Source organism: Pseudomonas mangiferae, assembly GCF_007109405.1.
GTDB classification, from domain to species: domain Bacteria; phylum Pseudomonadota; class Gammaproteobacteria; order Pseudomonadales; family Pseudomonadaceae; genus Pseudomonas_T; species Pseudomonas_T mangiferae.
Window position 1 is genome coordinate 47,464 of the sequence record NZ_VJOY01000014.1, and the last position, 18,221, is coordinate 65,684.

Annotated in this window: 12 protein-coding genes and 1 pseudogene; 9 read left to right on the forward strand and 4 right to left on the reverse strand. The window is 66.8% G+C overall.

The features are described 5' to 3' along the window. Positions 1–219: 219 nt before the first annotated feature. Entirely contained in the window at positions 220–1,215 is a 996-nt protein-coding gene (locus FM069_RS17300; RefSeq protein ID WP_143489627.1) for an aldo/keto reductase, read from the reverse strand. 123 nt (positions 1,216–1,338) lie between these two features. Here FM069_RS17300 and FM069_RS17305 point away from each other — a divergent pair, with 123 nt between their 5' ends. The 6 genes from FM069_RS17305 (at position 1,339) to FM069_RS17330 (ending at position 12,061) form a co-directional block, all read left to right on the forward strand. Further along, complete coding sequence (locus tag FM069_RS17305) at positions 1,339–2,280, forward strand: LysR family transcriptional regulator (RefSeq protein ID WP_143489628.1); 942 nt, start codon at positions 1,339–1,341, stop codon at positions 2,278–2,280. Positions 2,281–2,318: 38 nt separating this feature from the next. Continuing rightward, entirely contained in the window at positions 2,319–2,819 is a 501-nt protein-coding gene (gene tpx / locus FM069_RS17310) for a thiol peroxidase (protein ID WP_143489629.1), read from the forward strand. Between the two features lie 219 nt (positions 2,820–3,038). Then, the gene (locus FM069_RS17315) at positions 3,039–4,286 is read left to right on the forward strand and encodes an MdtA/MuxA family multidrug efflux RND transporter periplasmic adaptor subunit (protein WP_143489630.1); all 1,248 of its coding nucleotides are present in this window, start codon (positions 3,039–3,041) and stop codon (positions 4,284–4,286) included. Continuing rightward, positions 4,286–7,360, forward strand: a complete 3,075-nt coding sequence (locus tag FM069_RS17320) for an MdtB/MuxB family multidrug efflux RND transporter permease subunit (RefSeq protein ID WP_143489631.1) — start codon at positions 4,286–4,288, stop codon at positions 7,358–7,360. Before FM069_RS17315 ends, FM069_RS17320 begins: the two co-directional genes overlap by 1 nt. Positions 7,361–7,394: 34 nt before the next feature. Next, positions 7,395–10,496, forward strand: coding sequence for a multidrug efflux RND transporter permease subunit (locus tag FM069_RS17325; protein ID WP_143489632.1), 3,102 nt, complete (start codon positions 7,395–7,397; stop codon positions 10,494–10,496). After that, positions 10,493–12,061, forward strand: a complete 1,569-nt coding sequence (locus FM069_RS17330) for an efflux transporter outer membrane subunit (RefSeq protein ID WP_143489633.1) — start codon at positions 10,493–10,495, stop codon at positions 12,059–12,061. The genes FM069_RS17325 and FM069_RS17330 overlap by 4 nt, the downstream gene beginning before the upstream one ends. 58 nt (positions 12,062–12,119) lie before the next feature. Here FM069_RS17330 and FM069_RS17335 read toward each other — a convergent pair whose 3' ends face one another. Beyond that, positions 12,120–13,121 carry a TRAP transporter substrate-binding protein gene (locus tag FM069_RS17335; RefSeq protein ID WP_143489634.1) on the reverse strand — a complete coding sequence of 334 codons (1,002 nt, stop codon included), beginning with the start codon at positions 13,119–13,121 and terminating at the stop codon, positions 12,120–12,122. A gap of 602 nt (positions 13,122–13,723) precedes the next feature. After that, positions 13,724–14,641 (reverse strand): LysR family transcriptional regulator, encoded by a 918-nt coding sequence (locus FM069_RS17340; protein ID WP_143489635.1) that lies wholly within the window; start codon positions 14,639–14,641, stop codon positions 13,724–13,726. Positions 14,642–14,787: 146 nt separating this feature from the next. On the opposite strand from FM069_RS17340, the gene FM069_RS17345 reads away from it, so the two are divergent. Genes FM069_RS17345 through FM069_RS17355 form a run of 3 tightly spaced genes read left to right on the forward strand, consistent with a single transcriptional unit; the run spans position 14,788 to position 17,678 of the window. Next, positions 14,788–15,777 (forward strand): aldo/keto reductase, encoded by a 990-nt coding sequence (locus FM069_RS17345; protein WP_143489636.1) that lies wholly within the window; start codon positions 14,788–14,790, stop codon positions 15,775–15,777. Positions 15,778–15,799: 22 nt separating this feature from the next. Then, complete coding sequence (locus FM069_RS17350) at positions 15,800–16,627, forward strand: SDR family oxidoreductase (RefSeq protein ID WP_143489637.1); 828 nt, start codon at positions 15,800–15,802, stop codon at positions 16,625–16,627. Positions 16,628–16,661: 34 nt separating this feature from the next. Then, entirely contained in the window at positions 16,662–17,678 is a 1,017-nt protein-coding gene (locus tag FM069_RS17355) for a zinc-dependent alcohol dehydrogenase family protein (protein ID WP_143489638.1), read from the forward strand. Between the two features lie 188 nt (positions 17,679–17,866). Here the strand turns inward: FM069_RS17355 and FM069_RS17360 are convergent. Continuing rightward, positions 17,867–18,185: pseudogene (locus FM069_RS17360) on the reverse strand (IS66 family transposase); the annotation flags it as partial. Between the last annotated feature and the right edge of the window lie 36 nt (positions 18,186–18,221).

Sequence of the window (18,221 nt, forward strand, 5' to 3'; positions counted from 1 at the left end):
CATGAGAAGGCCGATGCGCTCGCCGGCAGGGCCACCGGGCGGCTACCGCCGATCCGGCAGTAGCCCCTGAAAGCGACACCTGTCGGCGGGTCCGTGCGCTCAGCGCTCGGCTCCGCTCGGCGCGCCGCTTCCGTCAGGCACCCCAGCGTGAGCGCCTGCCCGGGCGCCCGGCGCGGACTCCCGACCCTGCACATTGACGTCGGGTCGCCGTCCTCGGCTTCAGCGGTTGAGCATCGACATGGACTCGGCGCCGTAGCGGTCGCCCGCTGCTGCCTGGGGCGGGAAGATGGCGTCCAGGGAGGCCACTTCCGCCGCGCTCAGTTGGATGTCCACGGCCGCGACGTTCTCTTCCAGGTAGCGGCGGCGCTTGGTGCCGGGGATCGGCAGCAGGTCCTCGCCCTTGGCCAGCACCCAGGCCAGGGCCAGCTGCGCCGGCAGCACGTCCTTCTCCCGGGCCAGGCGTTCCACCTGGTGGACCAGGGCCAGGTTTCGGGTGAAGTTCTCGCCCTGGAAGCGCGGGTTGAAGCGGCGGAAATCGTCTTCGGCGAAATCCGCCGGGCTCTTCAGGGCGCCGGTGAGGAAGCCGCGCCCCAGGGGGCTATAGGGGACGAAGCCGATGCCCAGGCGCCGGCAGGTGGCGAGCACGCCGTTTTCCTCCGGGTCGCGGGTCCACAGCGAGTACTCGCTCTGCACCGCGCTGATGGGGTGGACGCGGTGGGCGCGCTCCAGGGTATCGGGCGCCACTTCGCACAGGCCCAGGTAGCGCACCTTGCCTTCCTTCACCAGGTCGGCGAGGGCGCCGACGGTGTCTTCGATGGGCACCTCGGGGTCGATGCGGTGCTGGTAGTAGAGGTCCAGGTGATCGGTGCGCAGCCGCTGGAGGCTGCCCTCCAGGGCACGGCGCACGTAGTCGGGCCGCCCGCATACGCCCCGCAGATGGGGGTTGGCCGGGTCGCGGAGGATGCCGAACTTGCTGGCCAGGAACGCCTGTTCACGGCGGCCGCGCAGGGCGTCGCCCAGCAGTTTTTCGTTGGTGTGGGGGCCATACATGTCGGCGGTGTCGAGGAGGTTCACCCCCAGCTCCTGGGCGCGGTGCAGGGTGGCGATGGACTCGCGGTCGTCGCGGCCCGCGACATAGAAGTCGCTCATCCCCATGCAGCCGAGGCCGATGGCGGAAAGCAGCGGGCCGTTGTGTCCGAGGCGGCGGGTTTTCATGGACGGGGTCTCCGTGGGTTGTTCGACCCGGCCATTGTTGGTTATTGCGGTAGCCGGGATAAACCGCCAATCTGCGCATTTACCATTCGGATAATCCGAATAATCCACTGGGAGCGCGTCGCCATGGACCGTCTGCTGGCCATGCAGGTCTTCGTGCGCATCGTCGAATTGGGCGCCTTCGGCAAGGCGGCGGACAGCCTCGGGCTGTCCCGTGCTTCGGTCACCGCGCTGATCAAGCAACTGGAGGGGCACCTGGGCGTGCAGCTCCTGCAGCGCACCACGCGGCAGGTGGCGGCCACCCTGGATGGCCAGGCCTACTACGAGCGCTGCCTGCGCCTGCTGGCCGACCTGGAGGAGGCCGAGTCATGCTTTTCCACCGCCCGGGGCAACCCCCAGGGCGTGCTGCGGGTGGACCTGCCGGCCTCCCTGGGGCGCTTGCTGGTGATCCCCGCGCTGCCGGCGTTCTGCGCCCGCTACCCGCGCATCCAGCTGGAGATCGGCGCCAGCGATCGCCCGGTGGACCTGATCCGCGAAGGCGTGGACTGCGTGCTGCGGGCCGGCGACGTCCATGACCAGAGCCTGGTGGCGCGGCCCCTGGGCAGCCTGGTGCAGCTCACCTGCGCCAGCGCCGACTACCTGCGTCGCCATGGCCGCCCCGAGACGCTCGAGCAACTGGAGGGGCACGTGGCGGTGGATTTCCTGTCCGCCCTGAGCGGTCGCCGTTTCGATCTGGCGTTCGTGGAGCACGGCGCCGAGCGTTGCCTGCGGCTGCCCAGCCGGGTGGCGGTGAGCAGCGCAGACGCCTACGTGGCTGCCTGTGAGGCGGGGCTGGGGCTGATCCAGGTGCCGCGTTACCATGTGGCCGCGCAGCTGGCGGCCGGCACCCTGTGCGAAGTGCTGGAGGACTGCCGGCCAGCGCCCCTGGCGCTGACCGTCCTGTACCCGCGGCACCGCCAGCTGTCGCGGCGGGTGCGGGTGTTCGTCGACTGGCTGGCGGAGCGCTTTCCCGCGGACCCGGGGCGGCCGCCGCCGGGCAACGGGCAATTTGCACCGGGGCGTGCTTAAATCGGCCCCTCAACCCGCCAACCGTAAGGACGAAATCCATGGCTCAAGTGACTCTGAAAGGCAACCCGGTACAGGTCGACGGACAGCTGCCGCAACCCGGCCAGCAGGCGCCGGCCTTCACCCTGGTGGGGGCCGATCTGAGCGACGTGTCGCTGACCACGTTCGCCGGCAAGCGCAAGGTCCTGAACATCTTCCCCAGCGTCGATACACCCACCTGCGCCACCTCGGTGCGCACCTTCAACGACCGCACCAGCCAGCTCGACAACACCGTGGTGCTGTGCATTTCCGCTGACCTGCCGTTCGCCCAGGCGCGCTTCTGCGGTGCCGAAGGGCTGCAGAACGTGGTCAACCTGTCCACCATGCGCGGCAGCCAGTTCCTCAAGGACTACGGCGTGGCCCTGGCCAGCGGCCCGCTGGCCGGCGTCGCCGCCCGCGCGGTGGTGGTGCTGGACGAGCAGGACAAGGTGCTGCACAGCGAGCTGGTCCCGGAGATCGCCGAGGAACCCAACTACGAGGCGGCGGCTGCGGCGTTGAAGTAAGCCGGCCGCGGTTTCGCCCCACCCGGCGGTGCGCGATGCGCCGCCGGGTCGTCCCACATACTTCGCAACGATTCGGCGTAACCGGCGCCCGCCGGGCTTTTACCTGCCATGTCATAGGCTTGGCGTCAGTAAAAGGTAGGTAAAGGCAACCGGTCAGGCTTTGCTTGACGCAACGGAATCCTTATCGTTCACGCTCCCCCCGAAGCGATGCCCCTCTCAATGTCCGATTCCAGTCCGCGTTCCTCCCGTCTTTCCCGCCGCTGGTTGCTGATCGTCGTTCTGCTGGTACTGGCCGTGGCCCTGGCCTGGTGGTTCTGGCCGCATCCCAAGGAAAAGACCGCGGGGCCGAGCGGGCGCGCCGGCTTCGGCAATTTCGGCGGCGCGGTGCCGGTGCGGGTTGCGCCCGCCACCCAGGGAGACTTCCCGGTCTACTACAAGGCGCTGGGCACGGTCACCGCGCTCAACACCGTCAACGTGCGCAGCCGGGTGGCGGGGGAACTGGTCAAGGTGCTCTTCGAGGAAGGCCAGCGGGTCAAGGCCGGCGACCTGCTGGCGGTAATCGACCCGCGTCCCTATGAGGTGGCCCTGCAGCAGGCCGAGGGCACCCTGGCGCAGAACCAGGCGCAGTTGAAGAACGCCGAGATCGACCTGGCCCGCTACAAGGGCCTGTACGCCGAGGACAGCATCGCCAAGCAGACTCTGGACACCCAGGAAGCGCTGCTGCGCCAGTACCAGGGCACCCTCAAGGCCAACCAGGCGTCGGTCGCCGATGCCCGGCTGAACCTGCAGTACAGCCAGATCCGCGCGCCCATCGCTGGGCGCCTCGGCCTGCGCCAGCTGGACCAGGGCAACCTGGTGGCAGCCAATGACAGCACCGCCCTGGTGGTGATCACCCAGACCCAGCCCATCTCCGTGGCCTTCACCCTGCCCGAGGGCGACCTGCCGGCCGTGCTGGAGCGGGTCCGCAGCGGCGACAGCCTGGTGGTGGAGGCCTGGGACCGCGGCGATCGCAAGCAAGTGGCCAGCGGCGTGCTGCAGAGCCTGGACAACCAGATCGACACCAGCACCGGCACCCTGAAGTTCAAGGCGCGCTTCGAGAACCAGGACGAGGCACTGTTCCCCAACCAGTTCGTCAACATCCACCTGCGCGCCGACGTGCTGGCCGACGCCATCCGCATCCCTTCGGCGGCGGTGCAGGTGGGCGCCCGAGGCACCTTCGTCTACGTGGTCGGGGCGGATAACAAGGTGCAGTTGCGTACCCTGGAGACCGGCCCCAGCGACGGCGAGAACACCGTGGTGCGCAGTGGCTTGCAGGCCGGCGAGCGGGTAGTGATGGAAGGCACCGACCGGCTGCGCGAAGGCGCCGAGGTGGAAGTGGTGGAGGGCGTCTCCGCGCCACCGGCGGCGGCCCCGGTGGACGAGACCCAGCAGCATGTGCCGCGCCGCCGTGGCGGGCTCGGCGGCTGATGGACATTTCCCGCGTCTTCATCCTGCGTCCGGTCGCCACCACCCTGACCATGGTGGCGATCCTCCTGGCCGGCCTGATCGCCTACCGGCTGCTGCCGGTGGCGGCGCTGCCCCAGGTGGACTACCCGACCATCCGGGTCATGACCCTCTACCCGGGGGCCAGCCCGGACGTCATGACCAGCGCGGTGACGGCGCCCCTGGAGCGCCAGTTCGGGCAGATGCCCGGGCTGCAGCAGATGTCCTCGTCCAGTTCCGGCGGCGCTTCGGTGATCACCCTGCGCTTCAGCCTGGAGATCAAGCTGGACGTGGCCGAGCAGGAAGTGCAGGCGGCCATCAACGCCGCCACCAACCTGCTGCCCAACGACCTGCCGGCGCCGCCGGTGTACAACAAGGTCAACCCGGCCGATACTCCGGTGCTGACCCTGGCGGTGACCTCCTCGACGCTGCCGCTGCCGGAGTTGCACGACCTCACCGACACCCGCATGGCCCAGAAGCTCTCGCAGATTTCCGGGGTGGGCATGGTCAGCATCGCCGGCGGCCAGCGCCCGGCGGTGCGCATCCAGGCCGACCCGGAGGCCCTGGCGGCGTACGGCCTGTCCCTGGCCGACGTGCGCTCCCTGATCACCGCGGCCAACGTCAACCAGCCCAAGGGCAACTTCGACGGCCCGACCCGGGTGTCGATGCTGGACGCCAATGACCAGTTGAAGACCCCGGCGGAATACGCCGAGCTGATCCTCGCCTACCGCAACGGCTCGGCCCTGCGCCTGAAGGACGTCGCCCACATCGTCGCGGGCGCCGAGAACGAGCGCCTGGCGGCCTGGGCCGATCGCGCCGGGGCGGTCCTGCTGAACGTCCAGCGCCAGCCCGGCGCCAACGTCATCGAGGTGGTGGAGCGGGTCCAGGCGTTGCTGCCGCAGCTGCGCGCCAGCCTGCCGGCGGGGCTGGAGGTGACGGTGCTCACCGACCGTACCCAGACCATCCGCGCGGCGGTCACCGACGTGCAGCACGAGCTGTTCCTCGCGGTGGCGCTGGTAGTGATGGTCACCTTCATCTTCCTGCGCAAGCTCTCCGCCACCCTGATCCCGTCCATCGCCGTACCGCTGTCGCTGATCGGCACCTTCGGCGTGATGTACCTGGCCGGCTTCTCCCTGAACAACCTGACCCTGATGGCCCTGACCATCGCCACCGGCTTCGTGGTGGACGATGCCATCGTCATGCTGGAGAACATCGCCCGCCACCTGGAGGAGGGCGATACGCCCCTGCAGGCGGCCCTCAAGGGCGCCCGGCAGATCGGCTTCACCCTGATCTCCCTGACCTTCTCCCTGATCGCCGTGCTGATCCCGCTGCTGTTCATGCAGGACGTGGTGGGCCGGCTGTTCCGCGAGTTCGCCATCACCCTGGCGGTGGCGATCCTGATTTCCCTGGTGGTGTCCCTGACCCTCACGCCGATGATGTGCGCACGCCTGCTGCGCCCGGAGACCGCCCGGGAGCACCAGCCGCTGTGGCTGGAGCGGCTGGTGGAGGGCTATGGCCGCTGGCTGGAGTGGGTGCTGCGGCACCAGCCGTTCACCCTGCTGGTGGCGCTGGCCACCCTAGGCCTCACGGTGTTGCTCTACCTGGTGGTGCCCAAGGGCTTCTTCCCGGTGCAGGACACCGGCACCATCCAGGGCATCTCCGAGGCGCCGCAGTCGGTGTCCTTCGCCGCCATGAGCGAGCGCCAGCAGAGCCTCGCCTCGGTGATCCTCGCCGACCCGGCAGTGGCCAGCCTGACCTCCTACATCGGCGTGGACGGCGACAACGTCACCCTCAACAGCGGACGCCTGCTGATCAACCTCAAGCCCCACGGCGAGCGCGACGCCAGCGCCGCCGAGGTGATCGAGCGGCTGCGACCCGAACTGGCGCGGCTGCCGGGCATCCGCCTGTACCTGCAGCCGGTGCAGGACCTGACCATCGAGGACCGGATCAGCCGCACCCAGTACCAGTTCACCATGGAGTCGCCGGACTCGGCGCTGCTGGACAGCTGGACGCCGAAGCTGGTGGAGGCGCTGCGCCAGCACCCCGAGCTCACCGACGTCAACAGCGACCTGCAGAGCCAGGGCCTGCAGACCTTCCTGGAGATCGACCGGGATGCCGCTTCGCGCCTGGGGGTCAGCGTGTCTGCCCTCACCGACGCGCTGTACGACGCCTTCGGCCAGCGGCAGATCTCCACCATCTTCACCCAGGCCAGCCAGTACCGGGTGGTGCTGGAGGCCCAGGCCGGCAGCCGCCTCGGGCCCCAGGCCCTGGAGCAGCTCTACGTACCCGGCGGCGACGGCAAGCAGGTGCGCCTGTCGAGCCTGGCCCGCATCGAGGAGCGTCCGGCGCAGCTGCTGATCAACCACGTCGGCCAGTTCCCGGCGGTGACCCTGTCGTTCAACCTCAGCCCCGGCGTGTCCCTCGGCCAGGCGGTGGAGATCATCGAGCAGGCACAGCGCGACATCGGCCTGCCCGAAGGCGTCCAGACCCGCTTCCAGGGCGCCGCCGAGGCGTTCCGCGCTTCCCTGGCCAGCACCCTCTGGCTGGTGCTGGCGGCGGTGGTCACCATGTACATCGTGCTGGGGGTGCTCTACGAGAGCTACGTGCACCCGGTGACCATCCTCTCCACGCTGCCCTCGGCGGCGGTGGGGGCGTTGCTGGCGCTGTTGCTGTCGGGCAACGACCTGGGGCTGATCGCCATCATCGGCATCATCCTGCTGATCGGCATCGTCAAGAAGAACGCGATCATGATGATCGACTTCGCCCTGGAGGCGGAGCGGGGCCAGGGCATGAGCCCGCGGGACGCGATCTACCGCGCCGCGCTGCTGCGCTTCCGGCCGATCCTGATGACCACCCTGGCGGCGCTGTTCGGCGCCGTGCCGCTGATGTTCGCCAGCGGCTCCGGCGCCGAACTGCGCCAGCCCCTGGGCCTGGTGATGGTGGGCGGGCTGCTGGTCAGCCAGCTGCTGACGCTGTTCACCACCCCGGTGATCTACCTGGCCTTCGACCGCCTGGCCACCCGCTGGCGCCGTCACCGGCCGCTGGACGTGCCGGCATGACCCGGCGCCCCGTATCCCTCCCGGAGCGCCGGCGGTGAACCTGTCCGCGCCGTTCATCGCGCGTCCGGTGGCCACCCTGCTGATGAGCCTGGCGATCCTCCTGCTGGGCACCATGAGCTTCCGGCTGATGCCGGTGGCGCCGCTGCCGGAGATGGATTTCCCCACCATCACCATCCAGGCCAGCCTGCCCGGCGCCAGCCCCGAAGTGATGGCTGCCACCGTCGCCACGCCCCTGGAGCGGGCCCTGGGCAGCATCGCCGGGATCAGCCAGATGACCAGCCGCACCAGCCAGGGCTCGACGCGGATCATCGTGCAGTTCGACCTGGACCGGGAGATCAACGGCGCCGCCCGGGACGTGCAGGCGGCCATCAACGCCTCGCGCAACCTGCTGCCCAGCGGCATGCGCAGCATGCCCACCTACAAGAAGGTCAACCCGTCCCAGGCGCCGATCATGGTGCTGTCCCTGACCTCCTCGGTGCTGGACAAGAGCCAGCTGTACGACCTGGCTTCCACCATCGTGGCGCAGAAGCTGTCCCAGGTGAGTGGCGTCGGCGAGGTGCAGATCGGCGGCAGCTCGCTGCCGGCGGTGCGGGTCGAGCTGCGGCCCAAGCAGCTGGAGCAGTACGGCATCACCCTGGACGAGGTGCGCACGACGATTTCCCAAAGCAACCAGCGCCGGCCCAAGGGCTTCGTCGAGGATGCCCAGCGGCAGTGGCAGGTGCAGGCCAACGACCAGTTGCGCAAGGCTGCCGACTACGAGCCGCTGATCATCCGTTACCAGGACGGCGCGGCGGTGCGCCTGCAGGACGTGGCCAAGGTCCGCGACAGCGTCGAGGACCGCTACAACAGCGGCTTCTTCAACGATGAGGCGGCGGTGCTGCTGGTGGTCAACCGCCAGGCCGGCGCCAACATCATCGAGACCACCCAGGGTATCCGCGCCCAGCTGCCGTCGCTGCGCGCGGTGCTGCCGGGCAGCGCCGAGCTGGACGTGGCCATGGACCGCTCGCCGGTGATCCGCGCCACCCTCCACGAGGCCGAGCGGACCCTGCTGATCGCCGTGGGGCTGGTGATCGTGCTGGTGTTCCTGTTCCTCGGCAGCCTGCGCAGTTCGATGATCCCGGCCCTGGCGGTACCCATCTCCCTGGTGGGCAGCTTCGCCGTGATGTACCTCTTCGGCTTCTCCCTCAACGTGCTCTCGCTGATGGCGCTGATCCTCGCCGCCGGCCTGGTGGTGGACGACGCCATCGTGGTGCTGGAGAACATCGCCCGCCACATCGACGACGGCGAGACGCCCCTGCGCGCCGCCTACAAGGGCACCCGCGAGGTGGGCTTCACCCTGCTGTCCATGAACCTCTCGCTGGTGGTGGTGTTCGTTTCGATCCTGTTCATGGGCGGTATCGTCAGCCAGCTGTTCCGCGAGTTCGCCATCACCCTGGCGGCGGCGATCCTGGTGTCGCTGCTGATCTCCCTGACCCTCACACCGATGCTCTGCGCCCGCTGGCTGAAGCCCCACGGGCCGCGGGAGAACCGCCTGCAACGCTGGAGCCACCGTATCCACGGGCGGCTGGTGGCGGTCTACGACCGCGGCCTGGGCTGGGCGCTGCGCCACCCGCGCATCACCCTGGCCAGCCTGATCGCCACCATCGTGCTGAACGTCGCGCTGTACATCCTGGTGCCAAAGACCTTCCTGCCGGCCCAGGACACCGGGCAACTGATGGGTTTCATCCGCGGCGACGACGGCCTGTCGTTCCAGGTGATGCAGCCGAAGATGGAAGTGTTCCGCCGCGCGGTGCTGGCCGACCCGGCGGTGGCCAGCGTGGCGGGCTTCATCGGCGGCAACGGCGGCATCAACAACGCCTTCATGATCGTCCGCCTGAAGAACATGGCCGAGCGCCAGGCCTCGGCCCAGCAGGTGCTGGAGCGTATCCGCGCCAACATGCCCCAGGTGCCCGGCGGCCAGCTGTTCCTGATGGCCGACCAGGACCTGATGTTCGGCGGGCGCGAGCAGCGCAGCTCGCAGTACGAATACACCCTGCTGGCCGGCGACCTGGCCGACCTGCGCACCTGGCTGCCCAAGCTGACCCAGGCCCTCAAGACCCTGCCGGAACTCACCGCCATCGACGCCAACGAAGGCGGCGGCGCCCAGCAGGTCAGCCTGAAGATCGACCGCGACGCCGCCCGCCGCCTGGGGGTGGAGATGAGCACGGTGACCACCCTGCTGAACAACGCCTTCAGCCAGCGGCAGATCTCTACCATCTACGAGAGCCTCAACCAGTACCAGGTGGTGATGGAGGTGGACCCGGCCTTCGCCCAGAACCCGGAGGTGCTGGACCAGGTGCAGGTGATCACCGGCGACGGCAAGCGCGTGCCCCTCTCGGCCTTCTCCCACTACGAGCGCAGCCTGCAGGAGGACCGGGTCAGCCACGACGGGCTGTTCGCCTCGGAAAGCATTTCCTTCGACCTGGCCCCCGGGGTCAGCCTCGACCAGGCGACCCGCGCCATCGACCGGGCGGTGGCCGGCATCGGCATGCCCACCGAGGTGCAGGGGCGCATGGGGGGCAGCGGCGACATGTTCCAGTCCACCCAGAAGAGCCAGCCGTGGATGATCCTGGCGGCCCTGGTGATGGTCTACATCGTCCTCGGCATCCTCTACGAGAGCTACATCCACCCCCTGACCATCCTTTCGACGCTACCGTCGGCCGGGGTCGGCGCGCTGCTGGCGATCCTCCTCACCGGCCAGCAGTTCAGCCTGATCTCGCTGCTGGGGCTGTTCCTGCTGATCGGCATCGTCAAGAAGAACGCGATCCTGATGATCGACCTGGCGCTGCAACTGGAGCGCCACGATGGACTATCGCCGGAGGAATCGATTCGCCAGGCCTGCCTGCTACGCTTCCGGCCGATCCTGATGACCACCCTGGCGGCGATCCTCGGTGCGCTGCCGCTGCTGGTGGGCGGCGCCGAGGGTGCGGAGATGCGCCAGCCTCTGGGCCTGAGCATCGTCGGCGGGCTGATCCTCAGCCAGATGCTGACCCTCTACACCACGCCGGTGGTCTACCTGTACCTGGATCGCCTGCGCCATCGCGTCAACCGCTGGCGGGGCGTGCGCACCGACGCCGCCCTGGAAGCCCCGCTATGAGCCCGTTCACTCCCGTGCCTGGAGACACCGTGTCGAAACCCGCTGCGGACCGCCGCTTCGCCCCTTTCCACCGCACCGCCGGGGCGTCCCGCGCCTGGCGGCCGTTGTTGCTGGCCGCGGCGGTGGCGCTGTCCGCCTGCACCGTGGGGCCTGACTACCAGCGGCCCACCAGCGCGCCGGCGGTGGTGTTCAAGGCGGCCGAGGGCTGGAAGACCGCCGACCCGGCCGACGTGCTGTCCCGGGGCGACTGGTGGCGGCTGTACGGCGACCCGGTGCTGGACGACCTGGTGGCCCGGCTGAACGCCAACAACCAGAACCTGGCCGCCGCCGAGGCCCAGTACCGCCAGGCCCGGGCCCTGGTGGGCGGCGCCCGTGCGGCATTCTTCCCCACGCTGGGCGCCAATGCCGGGGTGACCCGCTCCGGGCAGAACGGCAGCGGTGGCAGCGGCGGCAGTCTCGGTAACGACGGGCTCTACGCGGGCGGCGGCTCCAGCGTCTCCAAGAGCTACGACGCGAACCTTTCGGTGAGCTGGGAGCTGGACCTGTGGGGCAAGCTGCGCCGGCAACTGGAGTCCGACCGCGCCGGCATGCAGGCGAGCGCCGCCGACCTGGCCGCCACCCGCCTGAGCCTGCAATCGGAACTGGTGCAGGATTACCTGCAACTGCGGGTGCTGGACGCCCAGAAACGCCTGCTGGTCTCCACCATGGACGCCTACGGCAAGGCCTTGCGCCTGACCGAGAACCAATACCGTGCGGGCATCGTGCCCAAGTCCGACGTGGCCCAGGCGCGCACCCAACTGAAAAGCACCGAGGCGCAGTCCATTGACCTGGACTACCAGCGCGCCCAACTGGAGCACGCCATCGCCGTGCTCATGGGGGTGGCGCCGTCCAGCTTCCAGCTGGCCGCCGAGGAGCGGGTGCCGGAGCCGCCCGGGGTGCCCGCCGGCGTGCCCAGCGTGCTGCTGGAGCGGCGACCGGACATCGCCGCGGCCGAGCGGCGGGTGATGGGCGCCAACGCCAGCATCGGCGTGGCGGAGGCAGCCTACTACCCGGACCTGACCCTCTCGGCCAGCGGCGGCTACCGCAGCGGCAGCTTCAACGACTGGATCAGTGCGCCGAACCGCTTCTGGTCCATCGGCCCGGCCTTCGCCATGACCCTGTTCGACGGCGGCCTGATCCGCTCCCGGGTGGAGCAGGCCGAGGCCAGCTACGACCAGACCGTGGCCACCTACCGGCAGGCCGTGCTGGACGGGTTCCGCGAGGTGGAGGACTACCTGGTGCAGCTGTCGGTGTTCGAGCGCGAGCGCCAGGTCCAGCAGGAAGCCCTGGACGCTGCCCGGGAGTCCTTGCGGCTGATCGAGAACCAGTACAAGGCCGGCACCGTGGACTACAACAGCGTGGTGTCGTTGCAGACCAACACCCTCAACAGCGAGCGTACCTTGCTGACCCTGGACGGCAATCGCCTCACCGCCAGCGTCAAGCTGATCGCCGCCCTGGGTGGGGGCTGGCGCCCGGAAGAGCTGGAGCGCCCGGTGCTGCGCCAGGCGCCCGACGAACGCCAATGATGAAAAAGGGCCGCTCAGCGGCCCTTTTTTCATTGCGTGGCGAGTGCGCCGGGGCGACTCACTTCTTGCGGTTGACGATTTCCGCGGCCTTGAGGATGTCCTCGCCGATGTTCGGCTCGAACTGCTTCCACACCGGGCGCATGGCCTCGCGCCAGGCCTGGCGTTCCTCGGCGCTGAGGCTGACCACCTGGGTCTTGCCGGTGGCGACGATCCGCTCGCGGTCGGCGCGGTTCTGCTCCTCGGCCGCGTGGTTCACCGCGAAGGTCACCTCGTCGATGATGGCTTCCAGCTGGGTGCGGGTGGCGTGGGGGATGCTGTACCAGAAGCGCGGGTTGCTCACCAGCATGTAGTCCAGGGCCCCGTGGTTAGACTCGGTGATCACCGGCTGCACGGTGTAGAGCTTCTGGCTGTAGAGGTTCGACCAGGTGTTCTCGCTGGCCTGGACCTTGCCACTCTGCAAGGCGGCCAAGGTCTCGGCGAAGGGAATCTTCGCCGAAGTGGCGCCAATTCGGGCGAATTGCGCCTCGATCACGTCGGACGGCTGGATGCGGAACGCCAGGCCGGCGGCGTCCTTCGGCGTGCGCAGGGCGCGGGGACCGGAGAACTGGCGCATGCCGTTGTGCCAGTAGGCCAGGCCGACGATATCGTTGCTTTCCATGCTGCGCAGCAGCTGGCGGCCCTTGGCCCGCTTCTGGAAGCGATTGACGGCGTCCAGGTCATCGAACAGGAACGGCAGGTCGAACACCTGCAGCTGCTTGGTGTACTGCTCGAACTTGGCCAGGGACGGCGCCAGCAACTGCACCTCGTTCTTGCGCAGCGCCTCCAGCTCGTCGGCGTCGCCGAACAGGCTGGAGTTGGGGTGGACTTCCACCTGCACCTGGCCACCGAGGCGCTGCTCCACCAGTTTCTTGAACAGCAGCGCACCCTGGCCCTTGGGCGTGTCGTCGGCGACGACGTGGGAAAACTTGATCACGATGGGAGCGGTCGCGTCGGCCGCCGACAGCGAGGTCGACGCCAGTGCCAGGACGCAGGAGGCGACCGCGATGAAAGTCTTGAACATGGACGATGTCCTTTCCTTTTGAACGATGAAGAGCCGCGCCTCGCGGTGCCATGCACGCGGGGCGACGATGCGGGTGCTCGATGAACGACGCCGGTGATCTGCCCGTCGAGGCGGCCCGGCAGCGGGGCGGCGATTATCCGCGAGCGGCGGGGACGACAGAACTAAAATCCGCACCTTTCTCGATACAAACGCGACATTCCGACCAATTACGGGCCCGCCCGCCCGCCAAATGACCTGCGGGCGGGTTCCGGTTCGCTGCCTGGGCGACGTGGTAATCCATCGAGTCGCCCGCAGAACCGACGCTCGGGAGTGGCCGATCCGGGGCGGGGCGACAGCCGATAGTCTAGCGGTATCCGGGGCGCGGGCAGTGTCTGTCGCCTGGGACGTCTTCCACCGTTTCCCGAAGGATGACCGGGCATGCCCGCTCGGCGGGTCGACCCGGTAGTCGGAGCACTAGGTGGCTGCTCCCGGCATAAGCAAGGCTCCGTTAGGACCTGTATGGAGGCACTGGCGGCGCGATTGCGAACGATGGAGTGGCTCACGGCTGCAAACCGCCCGATCGCTTCATGGCCGACTTTGTCCGGGCAACCCGAGGCTCGCACCTAGGCGGTATCGATTGTGTCGACGGACCAATTTCGGACCGCTTCCACGAACAGCGCCAAGGCGGCGGGCAGGTGGCGATTGGCCGGGTAATAAAGGCTCAGCCCGGCAAACGCCGGGCTCCACTCCGGCAGCAGTTGCACCAGCCGGCCTCTCTCGACGTGCTCGCTGACATGGTTCAGCGGAACCCACGCGATACCGAGGCCGGCCAACGCGGCTTCGATGGCCAGGAGTGGGTTGCCGCGCACCAGCGTCAACGGACCATCGATCTCGACATGTGCACTGGTTCCATGGCGAGTCAATTCCCATTCCAGGAGTGCGCCGTTCTCGAAGCGAAGGCGGATGCAGCGATGGTGCGCAAGCTCATGGGGCTCATGAGGAGTGCCGTACCGCTGTAGATAGTCCGGCGAGGCAACGAAGGCGAGAACCATGTTCGGTTGAAACCGGACGGCGATCATATCTTTGGGAACGTCGTCGTGCAGGCGGACGCCGGCGTCCAGGCCATTTGCCACGATATCGACGAAGCGCGGGTCCACCATGAGCTCGACCCGGATATCGGGGTAGCGCTCTAGAAAGTCCGGCAACACATGGCGCATCAGAGGAATCGCCCCCATGTCCGACGTGCTGATCCTGATCGTCCCCGATGGGCGGTTGCGCGCCGAGGCGGCTTCGTCCAGCGCCTGTTCCAGATCAGCCATAGCGGGGCGCACCCGGTGCAGCAGTTGCTCTCCCGCTGCCGTGAGCGCCACGGAGCGCGTCGTGCGGTTGAACAGGCGGACGGACAGCTTCGCTTCGAGGCTGCGCATGGCATGACTCAATGCAGACGGGGACATGCCGAGTACACGGGACGCGGCACGGAAACTCCGGTGTTCGGCAATAGCAATGAATGCGGTGAGCTCGGATAACCCAGCCTGCGCCATTGGTGAAATTCCCTCAATAGGTCGTAAACCAGAAGCACGATTGTTGAGTTTGATACACCAAATTAAGGTGGATGCCTCAATACTTCAATCGATGGAGGACGCCGTCTTCACCGCCGGCTTCACTATCCACCAGAGAGGACATTTCCATGAACCTACGAAAACTCGGCACCTGTGGTCTGGAGGTGTCTGCCCTCGGTTTTGGCTGCATGGGGTTGAATTTCAGCTACAGCTCTTCGCTCAGCAAGGCTGACAGCATTGCCTTGATCCGCGCGGCAGTCGAACGCGGCATCACATTCTTCGATACCGCGGAAGTCTATGGTCCCTTCACCAATGAGGAAGTGGTCGGCGAGGCGCTCAAGCCAGTGCGAGATCGGGTCGTTATCGCGACGAAGTTCGGCTTCAACCTGGTGGACGGAAAGATGGCCGGCATGAACAGCCGTCCCGAGCAGATTCGCGATGTGTGTGACGCCTCCTTGAAGCGGCTTGGTGTCGAGGTGATCGACCTGTTTTACCAACATCGCGTCGATCCGGAGGTGCCGATCGAAGACGTGGCGGGCACCGTTCAGGCACTGATCGCGGAAGGCAAGGTGAAGTATTTCGGTCTGTCCGAACCCAGTGCCGAGACCGCACGCCGTGCTCACGCCGTTCAGCCCATTTCGGCACTCCAGAACGAATACTCGTTGTGGACGCGTGGTCCGGAAACCAACGGCATCCTCGCCACTTGTGAGGAGCTGGGCATCGGGCTGGTTCCGTATAGCCCGCTCGGCAAGGGTTTTCTGACGGGGGCGATGAATAAGGACACCCCGTTGGGCGAAGGTGATTTCCGTAAGTTGCTTCCCCGCTTCACGCCCGAGGCAATGGAGAAAAACCAGGCCTTGATCGACCTGCTGCTCCGCATCGCACAGGAAAAAGCGGCTACGCCGGCGCAGATCGCGCTCGCTTGGCTGTTGGCGCAAAAGCCGTGGATCGTGCCGATCCCGGGTACTACCAAGCTTCACCGTCTGGAAGAGAATATCGCTGCGGTAGCGGTGGAGCTGAGCACCGCGGACCTTGCTGCCATTGCCAATGCGCTCGCCGCCATCGATATCGAAGGCGAGCGTTATCCCGCGCATCTGCTTGCCACCACGGACCGCTGATAGCGAGGTAGAAAGCGTACTCATGAAAAACGTCATCGTGGTGATAGGGGCTGGCCAAATCGGTCAAGCCATCGCGCGGCGGGTCGGTATTGGCAAGCGTGTGCTGTTGGCGGATAGAGACCCCGGCAATGCCGAGGCCGCTGCCTTCGCCCTGGGCGGCGCCGGCTACCAGGTGAGCATCTCGACGGTGGATGTCTCTTCGCGTGAGGCGGTTCAGGCGCTCGTACAGACTGCCAGTCATCTCGGCCCCATCACGGGGATAATCCACGCGGCAGGTGTTTCTCCGTCGCAAGCGCCACCGGACACGATCTTGAAGGTGGATCTGTATGGCACCGCGCTGGTTCTGGAAATGTTCGGCGACGCGATCGCGGAAGGGGGCACGGGTGTGGTGATCGCATCGCAGTCGGGTCACCGACTTCCTCCATTGAGTGTTGAACAACGCGATGCCCTGGCAACCACGCCCGCTGATCACCTCCTTGCACTTCCTTTTCTCCAGGCTGGCCAGATCAAGGACTCCCTGCACGCGTATCAGCTTGCAAAGTGTGGCAATTCGGTACGCGTCATGGCGGAGGCGGTCCGCTGGGGCAAGCGCGGTGCCCGGGTGAATGCCATCAGCCCCGGCATCATCATGACCCCACTGGCAAACGATGAACTCAACGGGCCACGTGGAGCGAGCTATCGGCGCATGATCGACCTGTCGCCGGTCGGCCGAGCAGGTACTCCGGATGAAGTAGGAAACGTCGCCGCTCTGCTCATGGGAGCCGACGGCGGATTCATTACCGGCAGCGACATCCTCATGGATGGCGGCGTTACGTCATCTCACTGGTTCGGCGAGTTGGCGCCGCACTGAATTCATTCACCTTGTCTTGGATGGAGCAATCACCATGTTTGCAGCGGTTCTTCACGGGCCTGGCGATGTGCGTTACGAAGACGTTGCGGAACCAGCGCTGCTGAAACCTACCGACGCCATCATCCGACTGTCGGCTACCTGTATCTGTGGCTCCGACCTGTGGCCTTACCGGGGCCTCAACGAGGTCGGCACGCCGTTGCGTATGGGGCATGAATATTGTGGTGTCGTGGTGGAAGTCGGCAGCGCGGTCACGTCGGTAACGCCGGGCCAGTTCGTCGTTGGCTCGTTCTGCCTGTCCGATAATACCTGTCCGCACTGCCGATTCGGTTTCCAGTCTTCCTGCGAACAGCGCGAGTTCATGACAGGTGCGCAAGCCCCTTTCGCGCGCGTGCCATTGGCCGATGGCTCCCTGGTGGCGCTACCGCAGCACCCCACGGACGACTTGATTCCCAGCCTGCTGGCAGCGTCGGATGTACTGGGCACTGGCTGGTATGCCGCTGCGGCGGCCCAGGTCAGGCCTGGCTCCACCGTCGTGGTCGTTGGCGATGGCGCGGTTGGCCTGATGGGAGTACTGGCAGCCAAACAAATGGGGGCTGCGCGCATCATTGCCATGAGCCGTCACGAATCGCGGCAAGCCCTGGCGCTTGAGTACGGTGCGACCGATATCATTTCCGAACGCGGCGAGGCTGGCATCACCCGTATCAAGACGCTGACGAAAGGCGTTGGCGCCGACTCCGTTCTGGAATGCGTTGGGACGAGCGAATCGATGCAGCAGGCCATCCGGGTTACCCGCCCGGGCGGCATGATCGGCTATGTCGGTGTACCTCATGGTATTCAGCTCGAAGGGCAATCGCTGTTTTTCTCCCAGATCGGGATGCTCGGCGGGCCGGCGCCCGTACGACGGTTCCTGCCTCATCTGCTGGAGCTGATCATCGAGCGCAAGATCAACCCTGGCAAAGTGTTCGACCTGGAGCTTCCCCTTGCCGATGTCGCCCAGGGCTACCGTGCTATGGACGAGCGCCGGGCTATCAAGACTCTTCTACGAGTTTGAATCCAGACTTTCGGGTGTACGAGAAACGCATCGCCAGAAACAAGCAGGCCTGAATGATCAGGCCTTGCGCTTGCCGTGGCGTAAGGCTCGATCACGTTCATACCCTCATACAGGGTTGGTAAGGGGCCAGCGAATACACGTTCCGAGCCAGGACGTTCCCACCTGACGGAACATCGTATTTTGCTTAACTAAACCGGTTGCCACTTATACGGCAGCAACTGATCGATTTCACTTGCCTGCTGTGTCGGCAGGCGCGTGAGCACGTCTTTCAAGTGAGCATGCGGATCGTGACCATTCAGCCGTGCAGACTGGGTCAAACTCATGCTCGCCGCTGCTCGTTTGTCACCGCGTGGCGAGTCTGCGAAGAGCCGTTTCTTTGCGACCCACCGCCTAGGGGTGGATCTGGTTCTCGGACCGGTTATTGTCGATGGGCATGACCCCGTCCTCTACGTAGCGCGACAGCGCTGCCCAGCGTTTCAAGCTGTAATCAAGTGCTCTGCTGATCGCCCCATTGAGTCGCGTGTGTCCGGCTTTGAACAGGCT

Excerpts from the sequence above, each read along its gene's own strand:
- FM069_RS17300 (WP_143489627.1), bottom strand. The coding sequence starts at position 1,215 with ATGAAAACCCGCCGCCTCGGACACAACGGCCCGCTGCTTTCCGCCATC.
- FM069_RS17305 (WP_143489628.1), top strand. The coding sequence starts at position 1,339 with ATGGACCGTCTGCTGGCCATGCAGGTCTTCGTGCGCATCGTCGAATTG.
- tpx (WP_143489629.1), top strand. The coding sequence starts at position 2,319 with ATGGCTCAAGTGACTCTGAAAGGCAACCCGGTACAGGTCGACGGACAG.
- FM069_RS17315 (WP_143489630.1), top strand. The coding sequence starts at position 3,039 with ATGTCCGATTCCAGTCCGCGTTCCTCCCGTCTTTCCCGCCGCTGGTTG.
- FM069_RS17320 (WP_143489631.1), top strand. The coding sequence starts at position 4,286 with ATGGACATTTCCCGCGTCTTCATCCTGCGTCCGGTCGCCACCACCCTG.
- FM069_RS17330 (WP_143489633.1), top strand. The coding sequence starts at position 10,493 with ATGAGCCCGTTCACTCCCGTGCCTGGAGACACCGTGTCGAAACCCGCT.
- FM069_RS17335 (WP_143489634.1), bottom strand. The coding sequence starts at position 13,121 with ATGTTCAAGACTTTCATCGCGGTCGCCTCCTGCGTCCTGGCACTGGCG.
- FM069_RS17340 (WP_143489635.1), bottom strand. The coding sequence starts at position 14,641 with ATGGCGCAGGCTGGGTTATCCGAGCTCACCGCATTCATTGCTATTGCC.
- FM069_RS17345 (WP_143489636.1), top strand. The coding sequence starts at position 14,788 with ATGAACCTACGAAAACTCGGCACCTGTGGTCTGGAGGTGTCTGCCCTC.
- FM069_RS17350 (WP_143489637.1), top strand. The coding sequence starts at position 15,800 with ATGAAAAACGTCATCGTGGTGATAGGGGCTGGCCAAATCGGTCAAGCC.
- FM069_RS17355 (WP_143489638.1), top strand. The coding sequence starts at position 16,662 with ATGTTTGCAGCGGTTCTTCACGGGCCTGGCGATGTGCGTTACGAAGAC.